Source organism: Sphingomonas sp. LT1P40 (assembly GCF_036663835.1).
GTDB lineage: Bacteria > Pseudomonadota > Alphaproteobacteria > Sphingomonadales > Sphingomonadaceae > Sphingomonas.
The window spans coordinates 1,103,735-1,123,628 of the sequence record NZ_JAXOJT010000002.1 but is presented as its reverse complement, the minus strand read 5'-3'; the positions used below and the strand labels follow the sequence as shown (position 1 = coordinate 1,123,628).

The window sequence follows — 19,894 nt, the reverse complement described above, 5'->3', positions numbered from 1 at the left end:
GGTGCCGTTTCCACGCAAGTGGATCAGCCTCTAGCGCGCCTCGGTCTGCCAGCTAAAGCGTAGCGCGCCCACGCTCGTCGGCTTTTTCGGCGGCCCGCTGCGCGTCGTCGATCCGACCAGCGCGGCATCGATCAGATCCTCGATGCCCGTGCCTGGGCCGGTGCGGTCGCGCATGCGCGTCCCCGCCAGCGTCGGGTCGCTGGCGGCGGCACAGGCCGGGCCATCCTCCGGCCCGCTGACCACCGGACACTGGATCAGCCGCGCATAGCTCAGCGGCACGCCGTCGGTGACGTCGCTGACCAGCAGCACGAAATCGTCGCGCAGCTGCGCACCCGCCTGCGCATCGCTCAGCATATATTGCAGCACGCCGCTTTCGCCCGCGCGCAGCCGCGTGGGATTGTCGGCCTTGATCCCCAGCCTCTTGTCCTGTCCGTCGAACAACAGGATGCCGCCATCCGGGGAGAAGATCAGCGGATTGACATACACGTCGCTCTTGCCGGTGTTCGTGACCTTGATGAACAGCCAGTCGCAACGCTGGAAGGTAAAGCTCCCCGCCTCGCTCCCGTCGCCGCCGATGCGGCGCGCGCCCTTGTCCACCGCATAATAATCGGCGGACGTGTCGGGGCATTTCGCACCCGTCGCCAGCGCCTTCGGCCGTCCCACGTAGAACTCGACCGAGACGTCCTTTGCCGGGTTCTCGCTCTGGTCGCCGGTCGCAAGGCCGGGGCTGGCTAATACGCGCTGCAAGCGGTTAAAGCGCGTCGCCTTCACCAGCGCGCCGCCGACGGTGAATTGAACGCGGATATCGGGACTGCTGCCACCCGCCGCCATCGCTGCGGCCAGGTCGATACCGCCGAATGCGGCGGTGACGCGACCGGGCGGCTGCATCATCGTCAGCATATCCGGCTTCGCCTTGTCGAACGCCAGGATCAGGTCGGCCTCCTGCCCCGCCTGGACAAAGGTCGCGCCGATATCGGCGGGCTTGATCTTTTGCAGCGCGGCGAGCGCCGCCGTCTGCGCGGCAGTGGGGCTGGAGGGTGCGGCGGGCAGTGCGATGCGATAGTCGAGCTGCACCGGTTGCTGTTCGATCGTGGCGATCAGCCGCACCTCGCGCGACAGCGACTTGCCGTCGATGTCCTTGACGTCGTTCCATGTCTCCGCCGGGATCTCGCCATAGCTGGTGGGCACCAGCACCGCACGATAGGCGTCGGCCTTGTCCACGCGACCATAGAGGATCGTCTTGTCGCCGGTTGGCGTCGCCAGCGCGAGTGCGACGATCGTGCCCTCGACAAGCCCCTGCAGCTGACCCGCACCCATCTCCAGGCTCTCGATCTTCACCGGGTCCTTGGTGCTGGCGATCTTGGTCACGGGCTTGAACACCGCCCAGCTGCCGCCGCTCGATGTACCCGCCGAGACCTTCATCAGCCCGCCCAGCAGCGGCCGATCGATATCGCCGTCGAACTCCGGGCGGGGCGCCTTGGCGTGCTTGTCGGTGCCGGCAGTGATGCGGTTGGCCAAATCGCGATAGCTGTACACGCGCGGATTGTTCCAGTTGGCCATCGCATAGACGGTCAGCAACCCGTGCGGTGCCTGTTCGGCGCGGTCGGCGAAAGCGGGCGCCATATCCTGACGCGCCTGCACGGCCGATGGCGCTGCCATCATGCCGACATAGGCACCCCAGCCGGTTTGACCCTTCTTCGTCTCCCCCGCCAAATCGCGGACGAATCCGGCGTCGCTGATCGCAACATATTTGCGCGCCGGCAGCTTCAGCTTCGCCTCGATCGGCTGCGGCGGCGGCGCGTTCGCGTCGCGGCTGGAATCGCCTGAGTGACAAAAGTCGGCGATGAAGGTTACATTGCCACCCTTCGACCGAATCGCGTCGATCGCCGCGCCGATTTCGTCATCCAGCACCGCATTCTGCACCTTGCTGAAACTGGCGTCGGGCGCGCCGGTGTCGAACGGCAGGAACACCTCGTCACGTCCGTCCGGCTCCGATCCCGCGACCGCTTCGACCTGTTGCACGCCGTGGCCGGAGAAACTCAGCAGCACCTCGTCGCCCGCCCGCGTGTCGAGCGCCGCCTTTTTCAGCGCGCCCAGGATATTGTCGCGCGTCGCCAGCGCGTCGATCTGCAGCGTCGTTGGACGCTGCCGCAACCCACGCATCAATTCGGGGGTGGGTTTGTCGGCCAGCAGCGTGATATCTTCGCGCTTCGCGCCCGACCGGATCAGCGTATCGGCGATCAGCACCGCATCGTTGTAGGTCCCGATCAGTGGAGAGGCGATGCCGTCCTTATACGCCGCGACCGCGACGATCACCGCGCGAATGCGGCCCTGCGCCACGGGCGCCGGGGCCGGTTCGGGGGGCATCGCGGCACCGGTCAGTCCGATCGCCATTACTGCCAGCGCAAGCCGCTTCAACATCATGCCCCCCGCTTCAATTCGACACCAGAATCGCGCGCGTCCACACGCGACCCTTGTTTTTCAACACGATACGATATTCCTCGGTCCGGTTCGGAGTCCAGCGGCACAACAGGTCCCGTCGCGCCATCCCCGCCCCGGTCGGCCGGTCGACGCACGCCACGCGCCCCGCCGAATCGGTCACCGCCAGTTCCAGCGCGGCATCGCCATCGCCGCGCACCCGCACCAGCGCCAGCCGCCCGCCCTCCGCCCGCGCGCGCATCGTCAATGCGCGGTCGGCGGGCAGGTCATGGGTATAGACGATCGCGGCGGGAATGATCCCGCGACTGGCCTCGGCAAGCGTCGCCTCGATCGCCGCGAGCTTGTCCTGATCGCCCGCCGCCCAGCCGCGCGCCTCGACCAGCAATGCGGCAGGCTCGGTTACCGGCAGTTCATCGCCCTTGCGCGCGCGCCCCAGTACCAGCGGCGCATTTTCGGCGGGCACCAGCACAAAATCGCCCTGTCGCAGCATGTTGGCAGCAACGATCATCACGTCGACATCGCGGTCGGCACGGGCACGGGCGATCAGGTCACGGACCAGCTCGGCACGCTCGATCACGGCATCGGACGCTGCGGCTTCGGCGGAAACCGCGTCGGGCACGGCGCGCGCAAAGGCGCCGCCCGCAGCCAGCACGAGCATCATGGCGAAAAGGGCAAACGGGCGTTTCATCGCGTCGGCAGGTATCCTGAAGATCGAATATTATGGCACCGGTGTGTCGGGCCGGGCACGCAACCGCCACCGTCAGAGTCTGACAGCCGCGTCATCGCGCCGCCCCGACCGCCCACGCCATCTTCACCTGTCCCAGAAACACCGGTGCGAACAGCCGCAGCTCGGACTGTGCGGCCACGCCATAATCGCGATATCCGCGCATCCGTTGCAGCGCGCCATGCGCCGCGCGTGCGTAGAACACCCGCGCCTCTCCCGGATTGCGATCGCCGACAATCTGTCCCATCCCCATCGCCGCGCCGATCGCATCCATATTGTCCCAGATCCCGCTCAACGCGTGCGCATAGACGGCACGGCGCAACACTGGCTCGGCATCCGCGCTGCGGCCGGCAAAGTGCAGGCTGGTCCCCAGCATCGCCACCGCGCGCAGCGTGATCGGGCTGTTCTTGCCGAAAACCTGCTCATTGACTGCGACGGCACGGCGCAGCACCGCCTCCGCCTCCGCATACCGCTCCATCCCGACCAGTCCGGCCCCCAGCCCGACCAGCGCACCGCCCAGTAACGGCAACCCTTGCTGCCCACCCTTCTCCGCCAACAGGACGGCGCGGCGCAGCAGCGGTTCGGCCTCGGCATGCCGTTCCGCGATGCTGAGCAACATGCCATATTCGACCAGCGCGATCAGCAGCATCTGGGCCAGGTCGCCGGTGTCCTTTTCCAGAATGGCGACGGCACGGCGCAACAGTGCCTCGGCTTCGACCGGCCGCTGCAATTCCACCAATGTCGCGCCGAGATAGCTATAGGCAGTCGCCGCGACCGGCCCGTCGGCACCGAGCGTTGCGACGATGATTCCCATCGATGCGCGCAGTGATTGCTCCGCGTCGGCGGTACGGCCACGAACGCGCTGAATGACCCCCAGCATCATCAGTGCCGCCGCAGCCTCTTCGCCGCGTCCCGCACCGCTCGCCTCGATCGCAGCAAGCGCGCGTCGCGCCGCCGCCTCTCCATCCTCCAGCCTGTCCGCTGCCGGCGCGGTTTGCGCCAGCATCATCCAAAGATCGACACAATTGTCATTGCGCGGGTTTCGCGCGGAACAGGCGGCAGCGGCGGGTGCCGTGATCGCAAAGGCGCGCGCCGGATCCCCGGCCTCGATCGCGGCTTCCGCCGCAGCCGGGACCGGATCGCGCTCCGCTACAGGACTAAAGCCTGTCCCGGCCGCAAGGAGCAAAAGGCCGGTCAGCGCGCCCACCTCATTTCCCCGGTTCGCCGACCAGCGTAAATGCCGCCCAATATTTCGGGCTGACGAACTGGCCGGTGCCTTCGGTACGCACGGTCCGCATCGCCGCTTGCAATGCGCGCGCACGACCGGCGATGTTGCCCTTCTGGATGTTGGTGAAGGTCTGCTGCATCAACAGCGACGTTGCCGCATCGCTGACCGCCCAATGGCTGACCAGCAACGAACGCGTTCCCGCAAAGATGAACGATTTGGCCAGTCCGGACAGGCCTTCCGCACTCTTGCCGTCCGATGCCGCCGTGTTGCAGGCAGATAGCACCACGAGATCGGCGGGGAGGTTCATCTGCGCAACTTCGGACGCGGTGAGCAATCCGTCGTCCATATCCGTCGCAGTCTTTGGCGGCGTGAACACTAGCCCCGGCTCGGCATTGTCGCCGACTTCGGTGGCGAGCAGACCGTGCGTAGAAAAGACGATGAAGCGCGCGAGCGGCAATGACTTGCTGGACTTGACCGCTGTTTCGGTCGCTTCGTTACCGGTGACGACGAAGGACTCGGCACCGAAGGTCTTTTTCAGACTGTCCAGCTCCGCTTGTGCCTGGGGAAGATATGCCAGCGCGCGCAGCTTTTCCGGGTCGGCGAGCTTACCCTTGTACATCTTGCCGGCCAGCCCCGGCGTCACGCTCCGCCCGGTTGCCGCCGTATAGGTGCCCGCCAGCGTCGGCGCGCCATAGGCCGCCAGCATCACGCCGCTTTTCGTTCGCGCTTGCGCGTAGCTGGTCGACGCGGCCTTGACCGCGCAACCGGGGTGCGCGTCCGCGGGATTGGAAATCAGCAGGCAGCGCAGCGAATTCAGCGACGAGACCGAGGGCAGTTCCGCCAGCGCGTATTTGTCGATCAACCACGGGCTGGTCGCCACCGCTGCCGGATCGGTATCCGCACCCTGCGGTGGTGCCGTGACGAGAAGTGCGAGCGGCAGCGACGTCAGCGCGCCGGTGACGTTGGTCAGCAACACCTGCTTGCCCGCCAGCACGCCCTCGACCGGCGCGATCAGTTCCTTGTACAATTCATGCGCCAGCTTGCGGTCGAACGCCTTGCCCGCCGGGGCGACGGCGGCCGCCGCACCACCGGTCGGCGGCGGGGCGCGGCCCGATCCGCGCGCGCCGTCGACTTCCATGCTGGCGCGCAGCAGATTGACCTTTTCGGCGAGCGCGGTGTCCTTCATCGCTTCGGAGCGCGACCATGTCGATTTTTCGCGCGTAATCGCCCAGGTGTAACTGGCGTCGTCGGAGACGAGGATCATGACCATCGCCTCGTCCGGGTTGAGCAGTTTCTGCACCGCCGCGATGTCCAGCGCCTTGGGGCGCGTCAGATCGAAATATTGCGGAAAGTCCTTGGCGATCTTCGCTTCGATCGCGGTCACTTCGTCGCGGATCCCGGCGCGGCGCTGGGTCAGCGCGCGGCGCTCCTCTTCCGGCACGGCGCTGCCGCGTTCGATCAGCGCGCTGAACTGGCGATCGACCGCCTCCAGCTCGGCCAGTTTCTTGTCACGATCCTGCTCGAGTATGGCCAGCGGCCCGCCCCCCGATGCAAAGCGCGCGGTCACCCGGTCCACTGCGGCGGCAGCGCCGGAGATCAACGCATATTGGGCCGCCTCGAACGCCTCGGACCGCAGGACGTCGGGCGAGGGTACAGGTTCGATCTTGATGTCCGGCGTCGTCTGCGCGGTGAGCGCGGCGGCCAGCAACGGCAGCGCGATCAATCTGGTGAGCTTCGCCTTCATTTTCAGCCTCCCCGCCGCATCAGTGCGACGCCTTGTTCAGTTCGTAACGACCGCCATCGTCGTGCCGATCGTGCCATGATTGATTAACTGCGCGGCGAATTCGCCGGTCCAGATCGGATTGACCCGGCAATACAGCGTCGCATTGTGCGACATGTCCTGACACACCAGATTGCCGTTCTCGTCATAGATTTTCATATCGACCGGCGTCGCCGCATCGCGGCGTGCGCCGACCACCAGCGGCTCGCCGCCGCGCGCGGCGAACCGGAGCGTCCAGGTCGTGGCCCTGGGCACATATTGCACCATCCGCACCGCGTGGATGATAATGCCCCGACTCGCCTCGGCCCGCGCCGCTTCGATCGCAGCCAACAGGTCCTGATCGCCATTGGCCAACGCCACGGCTTCGTCATACAAGCTGGCCGCCGTCACCGGTTTCATTTCGGTTGCCGGAACCTTATCGGCATCGGCACCTTCGATCTTGCCCTTGTCCGCACTGTCCTTGACGGTGACCGTATCGACGATCCGCGCCGCCGCGATCATCGCGCGCGCATCCTTCGTCGTGCGGGCATAATCGGCAAGGCGATATCCCAGCATCAGCGTGTCCGTCGCCGCGCTCGCAGGCGTCGGCTTCGCATCGCTGTCGGATAAATTGGTGCCGCTTTTGTCCTGGGCAGGCGCGGTCTGCGTGGCGGCTGGCGAAGCGATCGACGCCGCGGCGATCAGCGGCAACGCGGCCAGCACACGGAAATCGATCTTCATGCCCGCCTCCTCAAAGGATGCCCAGGGCATCCCGCATCGGCCCGACAGGTCGTCGGGCGGAGGGATCGCCGCCCCGGCGCCACTGGGCACCAGGGCGGACGATCGGTCTGGCTTAGTTGGTCACCAGCGCCATGCCGGTGCCGTACCCGCCATGGTTGATCATCTGGACCGAGAATGCGCCCGTCCAGATCGGGTTGACCCGGCAATACAGCGTCACGTTGTGCGACATGTCCTGACAGACCAGGTTGCCGTTCTCGTCATAGACCTTCATGTCGACCGGGGTTGCCGAGTCGCGGCGCGCGCCGACGACCAGAGGCTCACCGCCACGGGCGTCGAAACGAACGGTCCAGGTGGTCGCGCCCGGGACGTACTGCACGGTCCGGATCGGACCGCTGACCACGCCACGCGATGCTTCGGCCTGTGCAGCCTCGACTGCCGCCAGCACGTCCTGATCGCCCGCCGCCAGTTCCTTGGCTTCGGCGAACAGGCTTGCCGCCGTCGTCGCCTTGGCTTCGCCGGTACCCTTGCCGGTGCCTTCGATCTTGCCCTTGTCGGTGCCTTCCTTGACGGTGACCGAATCGACCATCTTGGCCGCAACGATCATCGCACGCGCGTCCTTGGTGGTGCGCGCATAGTCGGCCAGGCGATAACCCAGCGTCAGCGTGTCGACGGCTTTCGAGCTTTCGGTTGCCGGAACGTCCTTGTCGCCAAGGTTCGTACCCTTCTTGTCCTGCGCAATCGACGGCGATGCCAGCATGCTTGCAGCAACTAGTGCCAGTGCCATCTTTTTGTTGAGCTTAACCATAACCACGTCTCCTCACTCTCCGGTCCTGCTCCCAAGCAGACCAACATTTACTGATCCCTCGATCAGGCAGGTTCTTCTGTAAGGTGGCCCCCGCCGCCGCGACACTAACAGTTTCAGTCGTCATTTCCAGCCGATTCGTCGCAATAGTCTTGACGATTCAGACACATCCGAACGCGACTTGAGCATGACTTGGCCGACGCAAGAATTACCGTTTCGGGTAATGCTCAACTTCAATCTTTACAGTTAGTTACGCGGCACAAGGGCCCCCATAGCCTGCCCGTGACCTTCATTGCACAGCCCGGCGGCAGCGGCATCCCCCAAAAGGGGGAGAAGCCATTGCCGGATTACTTTGTGCTTTGTTCGTAAAATCGCGAATTGCAGTGCGGTGCCAGCCCGCTCCCCCACCCGGCGGGCTGGCACCGCGACACAAACTCAGCGTTCGAGCCGCAACTGGACCAGGCTGTTGCCGCGCGCGACGAACAGCACCGCGCCGCCGGCGATATTCTGGAAGGCGCGGGCGAGTTCCGCCGCGCTCTGTACTTGTTCGCCATTGACGCCGACGATGATGTCGCCGACCGCCAGTCCCGATCGCGCCGCCGCCGAATTGGGCTGCACGTTCGACACCACCGCGCCGCGCACCTGCGCCGGCACCTTGTCGCTGGCATTGACGTCGCGGAACGTCGCACCGAGTGCGGCGAGGCCCACACCACCGGTCGCCGGCCGATCGACGACGACCGGCTGCGGTGCCTCGACCGTCACCGTCGTGCGTGCGGTCTGCCCAGCCCGACGATAGCCCAATGTCACCGTCTTGCCCGGCTCCATCGTGCCGAAGATTGCAGTGAGGTTGCCCGGCCCTTCGATCTGGCGCCCTTCGACCTCGGTGATGATGTCGCCCGCGCGCAGGCCCGCTTTTGCAGCCGGGCTGTTGGCGGCGACTTCGGCGATCAGCGCGCCGCGCGTCGATCCGCTGCCTGCCGCCTCGCGCGTCACCGGCCCCACGGTCACACCGACACGCCCGCGCCGGACGGTGCCGGTGCGGCGAAGCTGGTCGGCGATCGCCATTGCCATATTGACCGGCACGGCAAAGGCGATGCCGGCATTGTCGCCCGATTTCGACCAGATCGCGGTGTTGATCCCAATCAGCCGCCCGCGGCTGTCGATCAGCGCACCGCCTGAATTGCCGCTGTTCACTGCGGCGTCGGTCTGGATAAAATCCTGGAACCCGTCGCCGATGCCGGTGCGGCCCAGCCCGGAGATGACCCCCATCGTCAAAGTCTGATCGAATCCGAACGGATAGCCGACTGCGAACGACAGGTCGCCGACCTGAATCTTCGCGCTGTCGCCGATCGGCATTGCCGACAGGCCGGTGGCGCGGATGCGGAGCAGCGCGATGTCGGTCTGCGGATCGCGCCCGACCAAAGTCGCGTCGACCACGCGGCCGTCATAGAGCTGGACCTGGAACGCAGTGCCCTTTTCGACGACATGGTTGTTGGTCAGGATCTCGCCCTTCGCCGCGTCGATGATGACGCCGGAGCCGCTGCCGATCGGCGTCGGTGCGGCACCGCCTGCCGGGGGCCGCTGGCCCTGCGCACTCTGCCCCCGGAACGGATCGTCCTCGGGCGGCTGTTGCTGCTGTGGCGCTTGCTGTTGCGGCTGGCCCTGCTCGGCCGGTTTTTGACCCAGCACGATGACCTTGACCACCGTCGGCGCAACCGCGCGCAAATCCTTGGCATAGCTATAGACGCCACGCTCATTGTCGTAAGGAACGGTCTGCGCCGCGACCGGCATGGCGATCACTGCCACGGCCACGCCGCCCAGCAACATCGAATGCAGTCCGCTCTTCATCTTGATTCTTCCCCTCATGCCCCGGCATCTTCCTTGACCGCCGGCAGCGAAATCTCAATCCCGAATCCGTTTACACGGTTGAAAGCCTGCACGTTTCCACCCGCACGAAGCGATACGGTGCGCACGAACGCCAGTCCCAGTCCGTGACTGTCCGCACCGCCGCTCGAATAGCCCGGCTCGAATATTCGTTCGATCTTGCCTTCGTCGATACCCGGCCCGTCATTCTCGACCGCGACCCGTATCTGATCCCCATCTTGGGTAACACTGCACCGGATCGTCGATTCGGGGGTCGCAAACTTCACCGCATTGCCCAGAATGTTTTCGATCATCCGGTCGAACAGGTCGCTCGCCACGCGTACCGCCGCCGGCTCCGCTTCCAGCGCGAATTCCAGATCCTTGTCGTCGCCCAGATAGACGAACATGTCGTCGATCAGCTGGCGGATGCGTGCACCGGGATCGACCACATCGCCCTCGGTCCGCCGCGATACTTCGGCGTCGATGATGCCCAGCAGCATGCGGCAGCGTTTATCGACCGTCACCAGTTTGGCGTCGGTATCGGCGATCAGCGGCTCGTCCGGCGTCTTCGCGCCCAGCGCTTCCAGATGCCGCCGCGCCACCATCACCGGCCCGCGCAGATCATGCGCAACATGGCGGTGCAGCCGCCGCATCCCCTCGATCATGTCCTCCGAGCGGCCGAGCAGCGCGTTCAGATGATGCGCCAGCAACCTGAACTCGGGCTGCCCCTCATCCTCCTCGGCGCGCTCCGAAAACCCGCTGCGATCGGCGCGATCGAGCAGCGCGTTGAACCGGTCGAGGCGGTTACGCCATCCGCGCATCAACCCCCATGCCAACAAGCTTGCAAGCACCACAAATGCCACCGCCACGCCCGCCGCCAACAGATAGGCCCGCATCACCAGACGCGGGTCCGAACTATAGATGCGCGCGCTCAAAAACTGCCGCCCGCCGCCCAGATCCTCGACCACGCCGACCGCCGTTGTCGCCGCGCGCTGGCACGCCGTTCCCGCCGGAACCCTGAAATGCACTTCGCCCGTGCCGCCGGGCCAAGCCAGCTGCGGCGTCCCGCTCACGCTGCCATCGGCCATGCGATAGAGGAACAGCGCACGCGCCCGCTCGCCGCTGTCGCAGCGCCCGCCATCGGTCGCCTCCTGCGCGCGCGCCGCGATCATCGTCAGTATCTCCGCTTCGCGCTCTTCGGCGGACAGGCGCGGGGGCAGGCTGTCGATCTTGCTCGACAATACCGCCGCATCCGCCTGTGATCGCACCATCGCCAGCTCGCGCGCGTTCATCGACACCATCTGGAGCAGGCCAAGCGTCAGCCCGACCAGCGCCACGGCCGCCAATGCGCCGATCACCAGCGTGGTACGAAGCGGGAGCCAGCGAAGCATCGGGTTAACGCGAACCCTCCAGCCCGGCGAGATTCCGGAGCGCAAACCCCTGCGCCCAGATATTCGTCACCAGCGGATGGTAATCGTCCGGAATATCCGGGCATTGCCGCTTCAGCGACTTGCGCAGCCGCTTGATCGCCTGGTCCACCGTATTGGCGAATTCATCGGGGAAATGGCTCCAGCCCTTGCCGATCCAGCACCGGTCCCACAGCATCGACTGGCTCAGCGGATTGCCGCGTTCCTTGTACAACTCCACCAATATGTCCGCCTCGCGGCTGGTCAGCTGCAGCAGCCGCCCGTTGCAACGCACATCCTTGGTATCGGCATCGATTTCCAGCGGCGCGGACGTCCAGCCTTTCGACCGCATCGTCGGCTTGCGACGGCGCAGCTGTGCGGCGACCCGTGCCACCAGTTCCTCGCTCGTCGCCGGTTTCGGCACATAATCGTCCGCGCCGCGCGCGATCAGCCCGTGGATGCGTTGATCCTCCCCGCCCAGCAGCGAATAGACCAAAGCGGGCACGTCCGGATCGGTCTTCATCCCATTAGGGCGGCGGCGGATGCGGTCCAGCACCTCAAGTCCCTCCATCCCCGGATTGATGCGATCCAGCACCACCACGTCATAGCTCTGGCTGGTCAGCGCCGCGACCGCATCTTCGCCGGTCACGACCAGATCGACAATATCGCATCCGGCATCGGCCAACGCGGCCTTCATCTCGTCGCCAATCTCGTCCTCCAGGATCAGCGCGCGGCATCCGGTAAAGGTATCGGCGATGTTCTGTGCCGCTTCGCTATCGAAATTCAGACTGCTCATCACAATGGTCCTCGTGGAAAGCGGCGCGGGACGCCGGGTCGCCGTGCCTTTGCGGATTCGGCGCTGAGTGGGAGTGCGACATGCAGCGTTCCCTGCCCTGCGCGCTGAATGCGCAGCACGGTCACTTCGCGTTTCGACGCGGTGATCGCCGCCATTGCCGCCGCCGGATCGCTCACCGCCGCGCCGTCGACCGCGAGCAGTTCGTCGCCCTCGTACAGCCCGTACATCTGCCCGATCGATGCGTCCTCGACCTTGCCCAACAGGACCTTGCCGGCCGCGCCCGCCTTGAACACGAAACCCAGCGTGAAGCCGCCATCGGGTGCCATTCCGTCGGACATCGACAGCGCCGCGACCTTGCCGCGTTCGCCAGCGGTCTCCTCATCGGCCTCCAGCGCAACTGCCACGTCGATCGTCTTGCCACCGCGCACGACCTTGACCGCCACCTTCTCACCCGGTCGCGTGTCGATCAGCGCCATCGACAGGTCGCGGACCACATCGAGCTTGCGCCCCTCGACCGCCAACAACAGATCGCCGATCTTCACCCCGGCCTTGTCCGCCGCACCGCCGCTGCCAACCGCGTCGACGATCAGCCCGGTCTTGCCAGGCGCGCCCAGCGCCTCGGCCATACCGGCATCCGCGCTGCTGGCAGTGACACCCAGCCGACCGCGCACCACCTTGCCCTCCGCGACCAGCTTGGGTGCGATCCTGGCGGCGAGTTCGGCTGGAATGGCCAGGCCAATGCCGATATCGAAAATGGTTTCCGGCGGAGTCGCCGTGTTGATGCCGATCACGTCCCCCTCCTCGGTAATCAGCGGCCCCCCACTATTTCCGGGATTCAATGCGGCGTCATGCTGGATGAAATTGACCGGCCACGCAACGTCATAGGCGCGGTCATACCCACTCACGATACCCGAACTGACCGAAAACCGGTTCCCCATCGGGTTGCCCAGCGCATAGACCTTCGTCCCCAGCGGCAGTTTCGACGAGGCCGCGAACTTCAGCACGGGGAGCGGTCCGTCCGGGGTGATCTTGACGATCGCCAGGTCGGTGCGTCCGTCGCGTCCGATCACCTTGCCGGTATAGCGCTTGCCATTGGAAAACGTGACTTCGACCGTGTCGCGCTTCGCCACGACATGCGCATTGGTCAAAATCAGCCCGCTTGAGTCGATGACGAAGCCGGAGCCACCAGAGGCCTCGCTATCCCCATTCTGCTTGCGCGCCGCCTCGTCCTGAGGGCTGATCGCGACGACCGCCTTCATCGCGCGCTCGATCCCGGTTTCGGGTTTCGCGGCTTGCGCCATCACCGGCATTGCCGCGGCACGGGCGGTGGAGGGCAGGGCAACGCCGAAACACAGCGCGGCGGCGAGAAACCAGCCGAGCGAGCGGCGCATCAGATTGAAGGGTTTTTTGGGGGTCATGGAAATTCCGGGACGTTACTAATGACGCCCCTTTCCTGTCATTCGGTTCAGCTAAAATCGACGGTCAGGATCAGACAGTGCGGTATTTCAACACCTTACCTTGCCGCACTCAATCCCCATGCCGCCCGCACCTGGTCGCGGAAGACGATCGTGAATCCGCTCAACTCACTTTGCGCCCGCGCGTCGAACCCGACCCCGGCGGCGGCCCGCAACAGCACCGCCTGTCCCGCGTCGCGCAGCAACGTCCGCGCCAGCGGTAACCCGCCCGGTTCGCGCAGCATGAAGGTGCCATAACTCCAGCCGATATTGATCCGCTGGCTATGGTCGGGGCGAAACGCCGCGCGACCGTCGGCGATCGCGCGAACATACCAGCCGCGCGCCTCCGCACGCTTGCCCGCCTCGGCCAGGATCGCGGCCAGACTGACCGCCGCCAGTGCGCGCAACTGCATACCCTCGCCACCCAACGCCAACCCGGCCTCGTAATTCGCGGTCAACAGCGCGATCGCCTCCGCTTTCTGCCCAATCGCGGACAAGGCGCTGCCCAGATTCTGGCGGAGCATGACGGTGCGGCCATGCCCCTTGCCGAAATTCGTCTCCGCGATGGCCAGAACCTGACGCTGGATACCAACCGACTCTTCCACCATCCCGATCTTCGCGAGTACCAGCGCGAAGTTGTTCAGCACCGTCACCAGTTCCTCGGGATTGGCACCGCCCGCCGCGTTCAGGACCGCCAGCGCGCGGCCGAACATCGATGCCGCTTCGTTCAACTGGCCGCTTTCCATCAGCACCAGCCCGACATTGGAATAAGCGACGCCGGTGAAGTTACTGGCTTCGCCGAACTGTTTCAGCCGGATGTCCAGCGCCTCGCGCAACACGCTTTCCGCCTCACGCGATTGGCCGCTGCGCAGCAACGCCATGCCGAGGCCGCTCAGGCTGTCGGCGATGTCCGCCGCCTCGCCCCGCGTCCGCCGGATCGCCAGCGTCCGACGCCAGATCGCAATCGCTTCGTCCGCGCGATTCTGTTCCGCGAAATACAGCGCCAGCGCTTCGCGCAACGCCAGCGTCTCGGTGACATCCGCGCCGACCAATGCGGTCAGGCGCTGGATCCCGCGCGTGAACGCCGCCTCCGCCTCCGCCATCCGGCCCAGCCGCATCAGCGCATTGCCCTGCATCAGCCGGAAAAACGCGCCGTCCGCCGTATCCCCGGCGATCGCAATCGCGCGTTCGGCCAGCGGCAGCGCTTCGGCGAACCGGCCCAGCATCAGCAAATTGCTTGCGCGACGGATGATATAGGTCGCCAGCGCGGGATCGCCCTTCAGCAGTTGCTCGGCACCCTGAAGCGAAATCCGGTACGGCTGCTCGGCATCGCCATGCTGGCCTTGCCGCTCCAGCGTCAGCCCGAACAGCAAATTGGCGACGATGGAAATCTCGCTCGCTTCGCCGAAGTCGGCCGCAACCTCGACCGCCTTGCGCGAAATCGGCAACGCCTCCCGAATCCGGTCGGCTCCCGCCAGCCCGGCACCATAATAAGCGAGCAGCATCACGCACGGTGCCAGCGTATCCTTGTCGGCCTTGTCCCCGCCGGCGGCGGCAACACACGCCTTGGTGTCGGGCTCGATCAGCGGCAGTGCCTTGCGCAGATCGCCGCTCTCGAACGCGGCAAGGAACGCCGCACTCGGTTGTTTGACGTCGATCTGCTGCTGCCCATGCGCGACCCCGGCCGCCAGCAACGACAATGCGGCGATCAGCGATCGTGAAACATGGGCCATGATCGTCCCCCTCCGGCACGAACCTCTCTCCGCGACCTTGCGTTGACAAGCGAAAGTTCGGACGAAAAGATTAGTATCATTTGACACTATATGCCGAACTAGACTAACCTTCGGCCAGTTTTTCCGGAGAATGCCGCGATGACCGACACCGCCAATCCGCTGGGCCTCAACGGCTTCGAGTTCGTCGAGTTCACCTCGCCCGACCCGGCGGCGATGGGCGCGCAGTTTGAGCAGCTGGGCTTCGTGCCGAGCCACCGCCACCCGACCAAGAACATCACCCGCTATAAACAGGGTCGCATCAACCTGATGCTCAACCGCGATGCCGATGGCCGCGTGGCGCAATTCCGCAACGAACATGGCGCATCGGCCAGCGCAATGGCCTTCCGCGTCTCCGACCCCACCGCCGCTATGGAATGGGCGCTCGCCAATGGTGCCAAGTCGACAATCGAGGACGACACGGTGATCGAGGGGATTGGCGGCTCCTACCTTTATTTTATGCAGGACGGCGGCGACCCTTATGCCGATTGGGCCGAAATCCCGGGCTGGCGTGAAGCCGAAGCCGCGAACAATGTCGGCCTCGACCTGCTCGACCACCTCACCCACAATGTGAAGCGCGGCCAGATGTCGGTCTGGTCGGAATTCTACAAGACGCTCTTCAATTTCGAGGAGCAGAAATATTTCGACATCAAGGGGCAGGCGACCGGCCTGTTCAGCCAGGCGATGATCGCCCCCGACCGCGCGATCCGTATCCCGCTGAACGAAAGCCAGGACGACAAGAGCCAGATCGAGGAATTCATCCGCGAATATAAGGGCGAAGGGATCCAGCACCTCGCGCTGACCACGCCCGACATTTTCGACACCGTCGAACGCCTGCGCGCGCGCGGCGTGAAATTACAGGACACGATCGAGACTTATTACGAACTGGTCGACAAGCGCGTCCCCGGCCACGGCGAAGACCTGGAGCGGCTGCGCAAGAACCGCATCCTGATCGACGGCAATGTCGGTGAGGAAGGGCTGTTGCTCCAGATCTTTACCGAGAACATGTTCGGGCCGATCTTCTTCGAGATCATTCAGCGCAAGGGCAATGAGGGTTTCGGCAACGGCAATTTCCAGGCGCTGTTCGAGAGCATCGAGCTCGACCAGATCCGCCGCGGGGTCATTAAGGTCGACGCCTAATATCCCTCTCCCGTCGGGAGAGGGTTGCGCAGACTTGGGTCGCGTTCTCTACGCGGCCTTAGTCGTAGCTGGGTGAGGGGATCGCGCTCTCGACAGCGGGCCTTCCCTCATCCAACCTCCGCTAGGCGCTAGAGCGCCAAGCTGCGGTATCCTTCCTCCTCTGGAGAAGGTTTGGGAGAAACAATGACCGACTATTTTCCCGGCTTCGGCAATCACATCTCGACCGAGGCGGTTCCCGGCGCACTGCCCATCGGCCGCAACAGCCCGCAACGCCCCGCCTATGGTCTCTACGCCGAACAACTCAGCGGCACCGCGTTCACCGCCCCCCGCCACGAAAATCGCCGCTCATGGCTCTACCGCATGCGTCCCAGCGCCGAGCATCCGCCCTTCGTCCGTTATGACGGTGCAAAACGGTTCGCCCCCGGTACGGTGGATACGCGCTTGCCTCCCAATCGCCTGCGCTGGAACCCGATTGAAAGCCCCGCCCCCGGCACCGACCTGATCGACGGCATGACGACGATGCTCGCCAACCGCGACCCCGCCGATCTGGAGGGCGTCGCGGTCCATCTCTACGCCGCCAACGCCGACATGACCGCCCGCGCGTTCGTCGATGCCGATGGCGAATTGCTGTTCATCCCGCAGGCGGGCCGTCTGGCCCTCCTCACCGAACTCGGCCGCATTGACATCGCCCCCGGCCAGGTCGCGCTGATCCCGCGCGGCGTGAAGTTTCGCGCGCTGCTCCCCGACAGCGAAGCGCGCGGCTATGTCGCCGAGAACCACGGCGCGCTGTTCCGCCTGCCAGACCTCGGCCCGATCGGTGCCAACGGCCTCGCCAACCCGCGCGATTTCGAGACGCCGGCGGCATGGTATGAAGACCATGACGAGTCCTTTGAACTCGTCCAGAAATATCTCGGGAGTCTCTGGACCACCCAATTGGACCACTCCCCCCTCGATGTCGTCGCGTGGCACGGCAATCTCGCGCCGTGGCGTTACGATCTGTCGCGCTTCAACACGATCAACAGCGTCAGCTTCGACCATCCCGACCCGTCGATCTTCACCGTCCTCACCTCGCCCAGCGACGTGCCCGGCCGCGCCAATGCCGATTTCGTGATCTTCCCGCCGCGCTGGATGGTCGCCGAGGACACGTTCCGCCCGCCCTGGTTCCATCGCAACATCATGAGCGAGGCGATGGGCCTGATTTACGGCGCTTACGATGCCAAGGCCGAAGGCTTCGCCCCCGGCGGCCTCTCGCTCCACAACCTCATGGCCGGTCACGGCCCCGATGTCGCCAGCTGGGACGGCGCGAGCAACGCTGACCTGAAACCCCACAAGATCGATGGCACAATGGCGTTCATGGTCGAGACGTGCTGGCCCTACAAGCCCACGCAATTCGCGCTCGACACCGCCCAGCCCGATTACGACGCGGCATGGGCTGGCTTCCCGAAGGCGAAGCTGCCCTGACCCCACGCCTCACCGCCACCCCGCCCGGCATCGCGCTCGGTCCGCTTGAGCAGATTCCCGACGGCAAGGCGCGCAACTTCGTGCTGGAGATGAAGGCGGGCCGCTTCCACGGTTTCGTCGTGCGGCGCGGCGACAGCGTCACCGGCTATGTCGATCGCTGTCCGCATATGGGGCCGCCGCTGGCGCAACAACTCGACGACTACCTCACCGCCGACGGCAGCCTGATCCAATGCAGCTGGCATGGCGCGCTGTTCCGTATCGATGACGGCGTCTGTGTCGGCGGTCCGTGCGCGGGTGCGGCGCTCACGGTATGGCCCGTCGAGCAACGCGACGGCATGATCTACACCACTTAAGCCACAACCTTCGACCTCGGCTCCGGGTTCGAAAACTCCATGCCCTCGTCGATCCCGCCATAACGCAGCGTCATCAGGTCCAGCGCGTAATTCTGGTGTACCTTCCACGGCTTGCGGTCGCCCTGCTTGGGAAACTTGTCCATGCCCCGCTGCACATAGCCCGACGTAAAGGTCAGGAACGGCTCGACGCTGACATCGCCCGACACACGTGGCGTTACCTGCCGCATCCCGCGCTTTTTCATCGCATTGAGCAGCCGCGCGACATAGGCGGCAGTCAGGTCGGACTTCAGCGTCCAGCTGGCGTTGGTGTAGCCGAACGACGAAGCCAGGTTCGGGATATCCGAATACATCATCGCCTTATATCCCAGCGACTTCGCCGGATCGGCGCGCACCCCATCGACGGTGAACGGGATGCCGCCCATCAATTGCATGTCCAGCCCTGTCGCCGTGACGATGACATCTGCTTCCACCAGCTCGCCCGATTGCAAGCGGATGCCGCCCGCCTCGAACCGCTCGATCTGCCCGGTCACCACCGACGCGCGCTGCTCACGAATCGCGGCGAACAGGTCGGCGTCGGGGACTAGGCAGATGCGCTGATCCCACGGATTATAGCTCGGCGTGAAATGCGTGCCGATATCATAGTCCGGCCCCAATTCGGTCCGCACCATGTCCAGCAACCGTTCCTTGACCTGCGTCGGCTTCTTGCGCGCCAGCCGATAGAAGAACTGCCCCATCCCGACATTTTTGAGCCGCGTGAGGCGATAGGCGAGCTTGCCCGGCAACTTCGCGCGAAGCCAGTTCGCCACCCCATCCTCGGACGGTCGTGCGACAATGTACGTCGGTGACCGCTGCAGCATCGTCACATGCGCCGCCGTTTTCGCCATTTCCGGCACCAGCGTCACCGCCGTCGCGCCGCTACCGATAATGACGACACGCTTGCCCGCATAATCCAGCCCCTCGGGCCAGAATTGCGGGTGCACGATCGGGCCGCCGAAATCCTCCCGCCCGGCAAACTCCGGCGTGTAGCCGCCCGCATAATTATAATAGCCCGCGCACATGAACAGGAAGCCGCAGGTGATCGTCGCCCGCTCCCGCTCCGCCCCGCGCTCCACCGTCACCTTCCAGCGCGCCTCCGGCGTCGACCAGTCCGCCGCGACGACACGATGCTGGTGCCGGATATGCCGGTCGATACCGTTGTCGCGTGCGGTCTCGTCGAGGTAATTCAGGATCGCCGGGCCATCGGCGATGGCCTTCGCCTGAGTCCACGGACGAAAGCTGTAACCCAGCGTGTACATGTCGCTGTCCGAGCGGATGCCCGGATAACGGAACAAGTCCCACGTCCCGCCCAGCCGCTCGCGCCCCTCCAGGATCACATAGCTGCGGTCCGGGCAATCGCGCTGCAGGAAGTAGCCCGCGCCGATCCCGGACAGCCCCGCCCCAACCACCACGACATCGAAATGTTCAGTCATATCGCTCTCCGCCAGCGATACTTACACTGATGTAAGTTGCGTTCAATCCTTGAATGGTAACACACTGGAAAGGTCGGACACATATCCAGAACGGCATGAAGGCGGAGTTTTCAATCGACGTCGATGTCCCGCACGATCTCGTGCGGATCACCCTCGCCGGTTTCTACGGACCGGATGATATCAAGCGGCTCGTCGCTGCGCGCGATGAAGCGTTCAAACAACTGCAATGTCCGCCGAACCAGCATCTGACATTGATCGACGTGCGCGCAATGGACATTCAGGCGCAGGATAGCGTCGCTACCTTCCAGCAATTGCTGATCGACCCGACCAAGGTTTCAAGAAATCTGGCCTTTGTGGTGGCACAGTCGCTGGCGCGGATGCAGGCGAAACGGGCGACCGAAAAACGTCAGGTGAGCTTTTTCGTAACCCCGGAGGAAGCCGAAGCCTGGCTACTCAGCGTCTAAGCGAACCACGTGGCTTTCGCTCAGCG

At 65.0% G+C, this 19,894-nt stretch carries 16 protein-coding genes; 4 read left to right on the top strand and 12 right to left on the bottom strand.

The features are described 5' to 3' along the window. Nucleotides 1–30: 30 nt before the first annotated feature. The 11 genes from U1702_RS17035 to U1702_RS16985 form a co-directional block, all read right to left on the bottom strand. Entirely contained in the window at nt 31–2,424 is a 2,394-nt protein-coding gene (locus U1702_RS17035; RefSeq protein ID WP_332726361.1) for a caspase family protein, read from the bottom strand. A 10-nt stretch (nt 2,425–2,434) separates the two neighbouring features. Continuing rightward, nucleotides 2,435–3,100, bottom strand: a complete 666-nt coding sequence (locus U1702_RS17030; protein WP_332726360.1) for a hypothetical protein — start codon at nt 3,098–3,100, stop codon at nt 2,435–2,437. 118 nt (nt 3,101–3,218) lie between these two features. Next, nucleotides 3,219–4,370 (bottom strand): tetratricopeptide repeat protein, encoded by a 1,152-nt coding sequence (locus U1702_RS17025; protein WP_332726359.1) that lies wholly within the window; start codon nt 4,368–4,370, stop codon nt 3,219–3,221. 1 nt (nt 4,371) lies between these two features. Next, nucleotides 4,372–6,135, bottom strand: a complete 1,764-nt coding sequence (locus U1702_RS17020; protein WP_332726358.1) for a CHAT domain-containing protein — start codon at nt 6,133–6,135, stop codon at nt 4,372–4,374. Between the two features lie 36 nt (nt 6,136–6,171). Next, nucleotides 6,172–6,891: a hypothetical protein gene (locus U1702_RS17015; protein WP_332726357.1), complete on the bottom strand. Its 720-nt coding sequence runs from the start codon at nt 6,889–6,891 to the stop codon at nt 6,172–6,174. A 112-nt stretch (nt 6,892–7,003) separates the two neighbouring features. Continuing rightward, entirely contained in the window at nt 7,004–7,696 is a 693-nt protein-coding gene (locus U1702_RS17010) for a hypothetical protein (RefSeq protein WP_332726356.1), read from the bottom strand. A 432-nt stretch (nt 7,697–8,128) separates the two neighbouring features. Beyond that, complete coding sequence (locus U1702_RS17005) at nt 8,129–9,559, bottom strand: trypsin-like peptidase domain-containing protein (RefSeq protein WP_332726355.1); 1,431 nt, start codon at nt 9,557–9,559, stop codon at nt 8,129–8,131. Next, nucleotides 9,556–10,947, bottom strand: coding sequence for a sensor histidine kinase (locus U1702_RS17000; RefSeq protein ID WP_332726354.1), 1,392 nt, complete (start codon nt 10,945–10,947; stop codon nt 9,556–9,558). Before U1702_RS17000 ends, U1702_RS17005 begins: the two co-directional genes overlap by 4 nt. Nucleotides 10,948–10,951: 4 nt before the next feature. Further along, on the bottom strand, nt 10,952–11,758 hold the full coding sequence (locus tag U1702_RS16995; protein ID WP_332726353.1) for a response regulator transcription factor: 807 nt from the start codon (nt 11,756–11,758) through the stop codon (nt 10,952–10,954). Next, nucleotides 11,758–13,176, bottom strand: coding sequence for a S1C family serine protease (locus U1702_RS16990; protein WP_332726352.1), 1,419 nt, complete (start codon nt 13,174–13,176; stop codon nt 11,758–11,760). Before U1702_RS16990 ends, U1702_RS16995 begins: the two co-directional genes overlap by 1 nt. A 95-nt stretch (nt 13,177–13,271) precedes the next feature. Then, on the bottom strand, nt 13,272–14,945 hold the full coding sequence (locus tag U1702_RS16985; RefSeq protein ID WP_332726351.1) for a tetratricopeptide repeat protein: 1,674 nt from the start codon (nt 14,943–14,945) through the stop codon (nt 13,272–13,274). A gap of 138 nt (nt 14,946–15,083) precedes the next feature. On the opposite strand from U1702_RS16985, the gene hppD reads away from it, so the two are divergent. The 3 genes from hppD (at nt 15,084) to U1702_RS16970 (ending at nt 17,935) form a co-directional block, all read left to right on the top strand. Next, entirely contained in the window at nt 15,084–16,121 is a 1,038-nt protein-coding gene (gene hppD, locus U1702_RS16980) for a 4-hydroxyphenylpyruvate dioxygenase (RefSeq protein WP_332726350.1), read from the top strand. A gap of 183 nt (nt 16,122–16,304) precedes the next feature. Then, on the top strand, nt 16,305–17,582 hold the full coding sequence (gene hmgA / locus U1702_RS16975; RefSeq protein WP_332726349.1) for a homogentisate 1,2-dioxygenase: 1,278 nt from the start codon (nt 16,305–16,307) through the stop codon (nt 17,580–17,582). Beyond that, nucleotides 17,549–17,935 (top strand): Rieske (2Fe-2S) protein, encoded by a 387-nt coding sequence (locus tag U1702_RS16970; protein ID WP_332726348.1) that lies wholly within the window; start codon nt 17,549–17,551, stop codon nt 17,933–17,935. The genes hmgA and U1702_RS16970 overlap by 34 nt, the downstream gene beginning before the upstream one ends. On the opposite strand, the gene U1702_RS16965 is transcribed toward U1702_RS16970, so the two are convergent. Beyond that, complete coding sequence (locus U1702_RS16965; protein WP_332726347.1) at nt 17,932–19,404, bottom strand: flavin-containing monooxygenase; 1,473 nt, start codon at nt 19,402–19,404, stop codon at nt 17,932–17,934. The genes U1702_RS16970 and U1702_RS16965 overlap by 4 nt on opposite strands. Nucleotides 19,405–19,457: 53 nt before the next feature. Here U1702_RS16965 and U1702_RS16960 point away from each other — a divergent pair, with 53 nt between their 5' ends. Further along, nucleotides 19,458–19,868 (top strand): hypothetical protein, encoded by a 411-nt coding sequence (locus tag U1702_RS16960; protein ID WP_332726346.1) that lies wholly within the window; start codon nt 19,458–19,460, stop codon nt 19,866–19,868. The last annotated feature ends 26 nt before the right edge of the window (nt 19,869–19,894 follow it).

Bases quoted from the DNA above. Each gene is read 5' to 3' on its own strand.
- U1702_RS17035 (WP_332726361.1), bottom strand. From the start codon at position 2,424: ATGATGTTGAAGCGGCTTGCGCTGGCAGTAATGGCGATCGGACTGACC.
- U1702_RS17030 (WP_332726360.1), bottom strand. From the start codon at position 3,100: ATGATGCTCGTGCTGGCTGCGGGCGGCGCCTTTGCGCGCGCCGTGCCC.
- U1702_RS17020 (WP_332726358.1), bottom strand. From the start codon at position 6,135: ATGAAGGCGAAGCTCACCAGATTGATCGCGCTGCCGTTGCTGGCCGCC.
- U1702_RS17015 (WP_332726357.1), bottom strand. From the start codon at position 6,891: ATGAAGATCGATTTCCGTGTGCTGGCCGCGTTGCCGCTGATCGCCGCG.
- U1702_RS17010 (WP_332726356.1), bottom strand. From the start codon at position 7,696: ATGGTTAAGCTCAACAAAAAGATGGCACTGGCACTAGTTGCTGCAAGC.
- U1702_RS17005 (WP_332726355.1), bottom strand. From the start codon at position 9,559: ATGAGGGGAAGAATCAAGATGAAGAGCGGACTGCATTCGATGTTGCTG.
- U1702_RS17000 (WP_332726354.1), bottom strand. From the start codon at position 10,947: ATGCTTCGCTGGCTCCCGCTTCGTACCACGCTGGTGATCGGCGCATTG.
- U1702_RS16995 (WP_332726353.1), bottom strand. From the start codon at position 11,758: ATGAGCAGTCTGAATTTCGATAGCGAAGCGGCACAGAACATCGCCGAT.
- U1702_RS16990 (WP_332726352.1), bottom strand. From the start codon at position 13,176: ATGACCCCCAAAAAACCCTTCAATCTGATGCGCCGCTCGCTCGGCTGG.
- U1702_RS16985 (WP_332726351.1), bottom strand. From the start codon at position 14,945: ATGGCCCATGTTTCACGATCGCTGATCGCCGCATTGTCGTTGCTGGCG.
- hppD (WP_332726350.1), top strand. From the start codon at position 15,084: ATGACCGACACCGCCAATCCGCTGGGCCTCAACGGCTTCGAGTTCGTC.
- hmgA (WP_332726349.1), top strand. From the start codon at position 16,305: ATGACCGACTATTTTCCCGGCTTCGGCAATCACATCTCGACCGAGGCG.
- U1702_RS16970 (WP_332726348.1), top strand. From the start codon at position 17,549: ATGGGCTGGCTTCCCGAAGGCGAAGCTGCCCTGACCCCACGCCTCACC.
- U1702_RS16965 (WP_332726347.1), bottom strand. From the start codon at position 19,404: ATGACTGAACATTTCGATGTCGTGGTGGTTGGGGCGGGGCTGTCCGGG.
- U1702_RS16960 (WP_332726346.1), top strand. From the start codon at position 19,458: ATGGTAACACACTGGAAAGGTCGGACACATATCCAGAACGGCATGAAG.